At 71.0% G+C, this 7,143-nt stretch carries 8 protein-coding genes; 4 read left to right on the forward strand and 4 right to left on the reverse strand.

Annotated features, from left to right (window positions below; translation table 11 throughout):
* Positions 1 to 40 precede the first annotated feature (40 nt).
* Positions 41 to 1,288, forward strand: a complete 1,248-nt coding sequence (locus Pth03_RS12255) for a sensor histidine kinase (protein WP_203944291.1) — start codon at positions 41 to 43, stop codon at positions 1,286 to 1,288.
* On the forward strand, positions 1,279 to 1,926 hold the full coding sequence (locus Pth03_RS12260; RefSeq protein WP_203944292.1) for a response regulator transcription factor: 648 nt from the start codon (positions 1,279 to 1,281) through the stop codon (positions 1,924 to 1,926). Before Pth03_RS12255 ends, Pth03_RS12260 begins: the two co-directional genes overlap by 10 nt.
* Here the strand turns inward: Pth03_RS12260 and Pth03_RS12265 are convergent.
* The 3 genes from Pth03_RS12265 to Pth03_RS12275 all read right to left on the reverse strand — a co-directional run bounded on the left by Pth03_RS12265 (position 1,923) and on the right by Pth03_RS12275 (position 4,723).
* The gene (locus Pth03_RS12265) at positions 1,923 to 3,488 is read right to left on the reverse strand and encodes an MFS transporter (protein WP_203944293.1); all 1,566 of its coding nucleotides are present in this window, start codon (positions 3,486 to 3,488) and stop codon (positions 1,923 to 1,925) included. The genes Pth03_RS12260 and Pth03_RS12265 overlap by 4 nt on opposite strands.
* A 10-nt stretch (positions 3,489 to 3,498) precedes the next feature.
* On the reverse strand, positions 3,499 to 4,152 hold the full coding sequence (locus Pth03_RS12270) for an LppX_LprAFG lipoprotein (protein ID WP_203944294.1): 654 nt from the start codon (positions 4,150 to 4,152) through the stop codon (positions 3,499 to 3,501).
* Between the two features lie 103 nt (positions 4,153 to 4,255).
* Complete coding sequence (locus tag Pth03_RS12275; RefSeq protein WP_203944295.1) at positions 4,256 to 4,723, reverse strand: MarR family winged helix-turn-helix transcriptional regulator; 468 nt, start codon at positions 4,721 to 4,723, stop codon at positions 4,256 to 4,258.
* Positions 4,724 to 4,747: 24 nt separating this feature from the next.
* Between Pth03_RS12275 and Pth03_RS12280 the strand changes: the two genes are divergently transcribed.
* Positions 4,748 to 5,722, forward strand: coding sequence for a cation diffusion facilitator family transporter (locus Pth03_RS12280; protein WP_239118958.1), 975 nt, complete (start codon positions 4,748 to 4,750; stop codon positions 5,720 to 5,722).
* Here Pth03_RS12280 and Pth03_RS12285 read toward each other — a convergent pair.
* Positions 5,702 to 6,349 (reverse strand): 4'-phosphopantetheinyl transferase family protein, encoded by a 648-nt coding sequence (locus Pth03_RS12285; protein ID WP_239118959.1) that lies wholly within the window; start codon positions 6,347 to 6,349, stop codon positions 5,702 to 5,704. The two genes, Pth03_RS12280 and Pth03_RS12285, sit on opposite strands and share 21 nt — an antisense overlap.
* 244 nt (positions 6,350 to 6,593) lie before the next feature.
* Here Pth03_RS12285 and Pth03_RS12290 point away from each other — a divergent pair, with 244 nt between their 5' ends.
* A complete protein-coding gene (locus Pth03_RS12290; protein WP_203944296.1) occupies positions 6,594 to 7,022 on the forward strand; it encodes a CBS domain-containing protein in 429 nt (142 codons plus the stop codon).
* Positions 7,023 to 7,143 lie beyond the last annotated feature (121 nt).

Consider the following 7,143-nt stretch of genomic DNA (forward strand, 5'->3'; position numbering starts at 1 on the left):
GGGATCGATCGAGAGGCGGCCGGTGCATAGCGTGGGCTTCATGCGACGACTCCTCTCCCGCCTCGCCGGGGACACCGTCTATCTCCTCGTCGGGTTCCCCCTCGCGATCATCGCGTTCTGCCTGACGGTGCTCGGCCTCTCCTCCGGGGCGGGCCTGCTGGTCGTCTGGGTCGGCGTGCCCGTCCTCGCGCTGACCGCGCTCGTGGCGCGGGGACTGGGCGACGTCGAGCGGATCAGGATCAGCGGGGTGCTGGGCACGCAACTCGCCCGCCCCCGCTACCCCCGGTCTCCCGAAGGCGCCGGCTGGCTGCGCAGGATGCTGACGCCGCTGTCCGGCGGGCAGCCGTGGCTCGACGTCCTGCACGCTCTGGTGATCTTCCCCGTGGCGATCCTGACCTTCTGCGTGGCGGTCACGTGGTGGTCGCTGACGCTCACCGGGCTGACCTATCCGCTCTATGGCTGGGTCTTGTCCAACATCCCGGACAACCACGGCCTGCCCGAGCTGCTCGGATTCGGCCGCGGATATTTCGTCGACTCCCTCTTCTACGGCGCGCTCGGCGTCGTCGCGGCAATCACGCTCTATCCGGTCGTCCGAGGCTGCGCGCTGCTTCAGGCGTCCCTGGGCAGGGCGCTGCTCACCGGGGTCGCCGAGCTGCAGGAGCGCATCGAGGACCTGACGGAGGGCCGCAACGCCGCCGCCTACGCCGAGGCCAACGCCCTGCGCAGGCTGGAGCGCGACATCCACGACGGCCCCCAGCAGCGACTCGTGCACCTGGCCATGGAGCTGTCGCGCGCCCAGCGCGAGCTCGAACGCGACGCGACGGCCGCCCAGAACACCATCGGCAAGGCGATCACCGCCACCCGCGAGACCCTGGACGAGCTGCGGGCGCTGTCGCGGGGCATCGCGCCGCCGATCCTCGCCGACCGCGGCCTGGCTCCGGCGCTGGCCGCCCTGGCGAGCCGGTGCACGGTGCCCGTCGAGCTCGACGTGCAGGTCGACGAGCGGTTCCCCGCGCTGATCGAGAACACGGTGTATTTCGTGACCGCAGAGGCGCTCACCAACGTGGCCAAGCACAGCAGGGCCGAGCTCTGCCAGGTCACGTTGTCGAGGATCGGCGACACGCTCCTGCTCACCATCGGCGACGATGGGGTGGGCGGCGCGCACGTCGCCAAGGGGCATGGCCTGTCCGGCCTCGCCGACCGGCTGCGGGCGGTCGAGGGCGAACTGGCCGTACGGTCGCCCGCCGGCGGGCCGACGACGATCGTGGCGGAGGTTCCGTGCGGGTAGTGGTGGCGGACGACGCGGTCCTGATCAGGGAAGGCCTGGTCCGGCTGCTCGAAGAGTTCGGATGTGAAGTGGTCGAGGCCGTCGGCACCGGAGACGGCCTCGTCGAGGCGGTCACCGCCCACCGGCCCGACGTGTCGGTCGTCGACGTGCGGATGCCGCCGTCGTTCACCGACGAGGGCCTCAAAGCCGCCGTCGAGGCGCGGCGCCGCGTGCCCGGCGCGCCCGTGCTCATCCTCTCCCAGTACGTCGAGGTCTCCTACGCCGACGACCTGCTGGCCGACGCCCGCGGCGCGGTCGGCTACCTGCTCAAAGACCGCGTCGTCGACGTCGAGGAGTTCATGGAGGGGCTGCGCCGGGTCGCGGCCGGCGGCACCGTCTTCGACCCCCAGGTCGTCGCCCAGCTGATGGTACGGCGGCGCCGGGGCGACCCCCTCGCGTCGCTGACCCCGCGCGAGCGGGAGGTGCTCGGGCTCATGGCGGAAGGCCGGTCCAACCCGGCCATCAGCCGGCTGCTCGTCGTCACCGAGGGCGCGGTCGAAAAGCACATCCGCGGCATCTTCACCAAGCTCGGGCTGCACGCCGACGACGCCGACCAGCACCGCCGCGTCCAGGCGGTGCTGGCCTACCTGCGCTCTTAAGCACCGGGTTCCTGAGCGCCGGGTTCGCCCGCCGGGGGTTCGCCGGCCGCGGCGCGGGCGGGCAGCGCCAGGGCGGCGGCCGCGCCGAGCACGCACAGCCCCGCGGTGATCAGGAAGATCTCCGAATATTCGACGTGGAGGGCGGCTTTGACCTTGGCCGTGTAGTCGGCAATCTGCTTCGTGTACTCGGCGGCGTCCACCCCGAACGGCAGCGGCGTGTCCAGGTCGGCGGTCAGCGACTGGAAACGGTGGAAACCCCACGCGGACAGGGCGGCCACGCCGAGCAGCATCCCCATCATCCGGGCCACCACGACCGCCGCCGACGCCACACCGTGCTGCACGGCCGGCACGGCCCTGAGCACCGCCGACGAGACCGGGGCGATGACCGCGCCCAGCCCGAGACCGGCGACGACCAGGTCGGCGTCCACGCGCAGCCCCGCCGCCGCAGGGTCGGCGGGCCAGCCGGAGATGAGCACATAACCGGCGGTGGCCAGCGCCATGCCGGCCACCGCGACCACGCGCTCCCCGAACCGGCGCGTCAGCATGCCGCCGAGGAAGGCCGCCACCGCGAGCGCGGCGAGGAACCGGGTCAGGACCAGGGCGCCGGAGACCTCGTCCTTGCCCATCAGCGTCTGCGCGACGAGTTGCACGTCGACCAGTGTGACCAGCAGGGCGGCCCCGGCCAGGAAGCTCACGGCCAGCGTCGCGAGCAGCGGCCGCCGGGGAATCCCGGTGAGGTCGAGCAGGCGGACCGGCGAGCGGATCTCCCAGGTCACGAACGCCGCCGCCGCGACCGCCCCCGCCGCCACGCACGGCAGGCCCCACGGCGGCAGCACGGAGGTGCCCGGCGACGGGTTGTACAGCCCGGCCACCAGCAGCCCGAGGGAGAGCGCGAGCAGGATCCCGCCGACGACGTCGATCCGCACCCCGATCTGCGCCCCGGTCGGGCCTGCCGTACGGCCGCGGGGTTCGCCGGGGACCGCCCGGTGGACGGCGACGGCGGCCAGCAGCGCCAGCGGCACGTTGATCCAGAAGATGCCGCGCCAACCTGCCAGGGCCGCCAGGCCCGCGCCGTACAGCGGGCCGAGGACGCTGCCGAGCTCCTGCGCGGCGCCGACGGCCCCCAGGGCCACCGGCCGCCCCCGCTCGTCCCACAGGTCCGCGATGAGCGCCATCGTGACCGGCAGCAACGCGCCGCCCGCGACGCCCTGGAGCGTACGGCCCGCCACGAGGGCGGGCACCCCCGTGGCCAGGGCGGTGATCACGGACCCGGCGGCGAAGCCCGCCAGGCAGGCGTGGATCACCACACGCCTGCCGTACCGGTCGGACAGCTGTCCGAGCAGCGGCATCGCCGCGACGTATCCCAGCAGGAAGCCGGTGACGATCGGGGTGGCGCGCTCCAGATGGTTGACCGGGACGCCGACGTCCCCCGCGATGGCGGTGAGCACGGTCACGACGACGTAGGCGTCCAGCGCGGCCAGGAGCACGGTTGCTCCGCCGACGCCGAGCAGGACGCGGCGACTCCGCACAGTGTTCCGCATCGTGTTCTGCACCGTGGTCATGAGGCGGCGGTCACGCGGCCGGGGGAGGCGTGATGGTCACGGGTGCGTCGTAGTCGTCGAGCGTGACCAGCACGCTGCCGCCGGTCAGCGGCAGGTCGATCTTCACGAGCCGGCTGGTGGCCTTGTCGATCCACACCGTGCCGTCGACGCCCTGCTGAACGCCGGGAACCAGCTTGACCAGGGACTGCTGGGGCAGCTTCACGCCCACCCGGTAGGCGTCGGCGTCGCCGACCTTCTCGGCCGCCTCGGCGCGGGCGTCCTTCGCCGCCTCCGTCAGCAGCGCGGGCACGCCCGTGAGCACCGCCGACGGGTCGTAGATCGCTGCGAGCTGCTGACGGGTCATCGTCTGGAAGCCGCCGGTCGGTCCCTTGAAGTGCACGGTGTCGCCGGACACCACGAACTCCAGCTCCTGGAGGCCCATGAGATCGATCTGGATCTTGCCCTTGGCGTCGCCCGCATTGGTGAGACTGCCCTCCGCGTGCCGGATCGGCACGGCGGGCTTGTCCTTGGTGTCGATGGCGAAGGAGACCGTCTTGACCGCCTTCATCGCGTCCGCGGACTTCCTGAGCAGGTCGGGGCCGCTCGGCAATGAGGCGTCGCTGTTCGAGCCGCAGGACGCGACGAGCAGGACGGCGGCCAGGGCCAGCCAGACGATTCTTCTCACAGGCGGATCGTAGCGATCGTCAAGGTAACGGCAGGCGATTGCGACATATCGGTTTGGCACCTCTGGGGGAACACGACCCTCGGCCCGTGCCGTACGCGTGTGGTCACTTGGCCGAGCGGAGCGTGTGGAGGTGCTCGACGACGCCGGTGTAGACCTCCTCGATCGTGGCCACCTGCTCCGGGGTGAGGAGGTCGACGAAATGCTCACGCACGCTGGCGACGTGTTCGGGGGCCACCCGCTGCATGGTCTCCCACCCGAGGTCGGTCAGCACCGCGAACGTGCCGCGGCGGTCGTCCTCGCAGTCCTCCCGCGCCACCAGCCCGTCCGCCTCCATGCGGGAGATCTGGTGGGAGAGCCTGCTGCGGGACTGGACGGTCGCGTCGGCGAGTTCGCTCATACGCATACGATGCTCAGGACTCTCGGAGAGGTTCACCAGGATCTCGTAGTCGTTGAGCGACAGGCCGAAAACCTGGAGCTCGCGGTCGAGCTGATGGGACAACAGGCGGTGCGCGGCGAGATGAGCCCGCCACGCGCGCTGCTCCTGCGGGGTGAGCCAGCCGGGGTCTTTCATGACCACAGCATAAGATCGCACCGATTGAGCAGGGCGGACGGAGTGGCGATGGGCGCGGAAGAGGGCAGCGAGAACAGCGAGAGCCTCGGCACCGTCGTGGTGGCCGGGGCGGCCAATCTCGCGATCGCGCTCGCCAAACTGGTCGCGGGCCTCATCAGCTCGTCCGCGTCGATGTTGTCCGAGGCCGCCCACTCGGCCGCCGACACCGTCACAGAGCTGCTGCTCTTCACCGCCATCAGGCACGGCGAGCGGCCCGCCGACCGGCGGCATCCGCTGGGCCACGGCAGGGCGAGCTACTTATGGGCGATCATCGCGGCCTGCTTCACGCTGGTCGTGGGAGCCGGCTTCTCCCTCACGCATGGCTGGCACACGATCACCCACGGCGAGGAGCTGGGCAAGGTCTGGGTCTCCTACGCGGTGCTCGCCGTGTCCTTCGTGATCGAGTCGGTCTCCCTGTGGCGAGGACTGTCGCAGCTGCGCACGGAGGCGGGCAGGCAGGGGGTGAGCTCCCGCCGGCTGCTGTCGCGCACCTCCGACACGATGCTGAAAGCCGTCGTCCTGGAGGACATCGCGGCTCTGGCCGGCATCGTGATCGCCGGGCTCGGCCTGGTGTTGTCCAGCGTCACCGGCACGGCGTTCTGGGACGGCACGGCCTCGATCGTCATCGGCCTGCTCCTGCTCGGTGTGGCCCTCATCCTGATCAGGACGAACGCGTCGCTGCTCATCGGGCAGTCGACCTCCACCGCCATGGAGGACGAGATCAGGGCCTTGCTCGTCGGCCAGCCGGAGGTGGAGGGCGTCGTCGAGCTCGTCACGGTCGTGATGGGCCCCGGCCAGATCATGGTCGCCGCGAAGATCGACTTCCTGGACGAGACCACGGGGGACGGGCTGGAGAAGGCGTCCGACCGGGTGGAGCTGTGCCTGACCGAGCGTTTCCCCGAGATCAAGCAGGTCTTCCTCGACCCGACCCCCGGACGGTCAGCCCCCCAGGAGGCGTAGCTTCGCCGGCTCGTCGGTGATCGCGGTCGCGATGACGGTGCCGGCCCGCCATTCGAGCAGGTGGCGGCCTTCCCACTCGATGTCGCCGGAAAGGCCGTCGTCGAACGGCAGCGCGGACAGGTCGACGTCTCTGAGCCGGTCGAGGGTCAGCTCTCCCCGTTTCACCAGGGCCTCCTTGCGGACCCACTGCCGGATGAGCCGGGCGTTGTCGCGGCCCACCACGGCCGCCTCCGCCGGGGTCAACGCCAGGGCGGCCAGGCTCTCGTCGGCAGGGCCGGACGTCGCGTGCTCCGCGTCGACTCCCACCCGCCCGTATCCGGCCGCCGCGCAGACGTATCCGGACGTGTGCGCCAGGGTGATCGACAACTCGGGCGCCTCGGCCAGCCGGGGGCGCCCGTGCGCGCCGCCGCAGCGCTCGCACCGCTGGACCAGCGTGAGCATGCAGGCCCGGGTGTCGAGCAGCTCCGCCGCGCAGTGCCGTACGAGCAGGTGGGCGGCGATGAAGTCGAGGCGGTCCTGCCTGCGGGTGAACCGGTCCGCCCGGGTGCGCTCCGCCTCGGTCAGCGTGCCGCCGACGGCGTCGAGGACCTCGTCGGTGTATCCGGCCACGGCCAGGGGGGCGCGCACGCGCTCACCCTAGGGGACCTATATGACGATCAAGTGAACTGCCGGCGGAGGCTCCGCCGTACGACGAGCGGCGGTCAAGGGGGCGGTTCAAGGGGGCGGCGATCCTTCGCCTGTTGTGAGTCAGGAGTATTGACGGACTTGACCGGCGGTTGTTGCCTGGGAAAACAGACTGGGTCGCTTCCGCCGCAGGCCGGAGCGGTAATCGGGGATCTTTCCCCTCGGAGCCCCGGAAGGGCGGTGTGGATTGCTCATCGGTTCGATCTTGCAGGGTAAGGGGACGAGCGTCGCGACGGTTCCCCCGCAGGCCACGGTCACCGAGCTCCTCGCGATGCTCGCCGAGCTCAACATCGGAGCCGTGGTCGTCTCACAGGACGGCGTCACGATCGAGGGAATCGTCTCGGAACGCGACGTCGTACGGCGGTTGCACGAGCAGGGCGCCGGGGTACTCGGCCTCCCCGTCTCATCGATCATGACTGCCGACGTTCGCACCTGTGCTCCCGACGCGAACGTGGAGGAGCTTCGCCGCACCATGACCAACCATCGCGTGCGTCACGTGCCCGTCGTGCGCCACGGCAGGCTGTGCGGCATCGTGAGCATCGGCGACGTGGTCAAGAGCGCCATCGAGGAGCTGGAGATCGAGAAGGAGGCGCTCGTCGGCTACATCAACAGGTGAGGTGGGCCCGCGCCGTACGCGCGAAGCCGTATGCGGGCAGCAGGCCGGCCCGCGGCTGAAGACTGCGCTTGAAGACCGTGCCTGAAGACCGTGCCTGAAGACCGTGCCTGAAGACCGTGCC

This window comes from Planotetraspora thailandica (assembly GCF_016863335.1).
GTDB lineage: Bacteria > Actinomycetota > Actinomycetes > Streptosporangiales > Streptosporangiaceae > Planotetraspora > Planotetraspora thailandica.

Bases quoted from the DNA above. Each gene is read 5' to 3' on its own strand.
- Pth03_RS12255 (WP_203944291.1), top strand. From the start codon at position 41: ATGCGACGACTCCTCTCCCGCCTCGCCGGGGACACCGTCTATCTCCTC.
- Pth03_RS12265 (WP_203944293.1), bottom strand. From the start codon at position 3,488: ATGACCACGGTGCAGAACACGATGCGGAACACTGTGCGGAGTCGCCGC.
- Pth03_RS12275 (WP_203944295.1), bottom strand. From the start codon at position 4,723: ATGAAAGACCCCGGCTGGCTCACCCCGCAGGAGCAGCGCGCGTGGCGG.